At 58.0% G+C, this 945-nt stretch carries 1 protein-coding gene; it reads right to left on the bottom strand.

The genetic code is table 11. From position 1 onward, the window contains the following. A partial coding sequence (locus B5F88_RS19775; RefSeq protein ID WP_087937080.1) for a hypothetical protein occupies window positions 1-919 on the bottom strand: 919 nt, incomplete at its 3' end. Between the last annotated feature and the right edge of the window lie 26 nt (window positions 920-945).

Here is a 945-nt window from a genome sequence, read left to right as displayed (position 1 = left end):
GGCAGGCCGCGCCGTAAAACAGGGGCACAGGCGCTTCGCCCAGCACAAAGGGATTTTCCGTGAGGGCCTTGTATTCCTCGGGACTGACATAGCAATCCGTCTTCTCCGCCCCGTCAAAGAGCTCGGAGGGGAAGACCTCCACGCCGCCATCCAGGGTGAACCGGTTGAAGGCGGGGCCTTTGAGGAATCCCACGCAGCTGGGGCAGCAGGTGGCGGTCAGGATGCCGTCCAGTCCCAGGAACCGGAGCCGCTCATCCCGTCCGTCCAATACCAGTATGTCCACCATCCGTCCACCGCAGTGGGGGCATGTGTCCTCCCGCGCCCGGCCAATGCGGACGGGAGATTCTTTGTCGGAGGTTCCCTTGACCATAGGATAGCAGGAATCGAAGTTGAGTTGGATTTTCTGGCCCTCTTTGTCAAAAGTCCAGCCGCCGATCTGCGCATAGCTGGATGGGTCCACATAGAGGCCCTTGCGCCAGGGCCGGGGATTTCGCTCCAGCTCCAGCAGAGTCTCCATTGCCTTGTCATCTCCCTGCATAGCAAGGCAACACATCAGGTTGGAAGCCGCACTGGAATACTCCGCAGACAACAGCGCATGAATCAGACCATCCCGCACATCGGCGGGAGCATGATAATAGATCTCACAGGGCCAGAACACCTCTGCGGCCAATGCCGCCCGCTGGATCTCCGGGGCGATGGCATTATGGTAGCTAAGCAGCTGCCAGAAGTCGGTGAACTCCGGGTCTTCCATCTCCGCCAGCCGCTGGATGTTCTGAATCAGGTTTCTCTGCTTCTCTGTGATTTGTTCCGGTGTCCAAGCAAGAGCAGCTTTCCGTTCCTGTTCAGATTTGCATTTCCAGCACAATCCCTCATAGCCTAAAGGTGTCCCACAGCCGGGGCAGGTGTATTTCAGACTCATGATTTCACACTCCTCCAGAAGATAGA

Origin of the sequence: Flavonifractor sp. An306 (genome assembly GCF_002159455.1) — a bacterium.
Taxonomy (GTDB): domain Bacteria; phylum Bacillota; class Clostridia; order Oscillospirales; family Oscillospiraceae; genus Flavonifractor.
The sequence above is the reverse complement of the archived record's forward strand: the minus strand, read 5'-3'. Positions and strand labels throughout refer to the sequence as shown.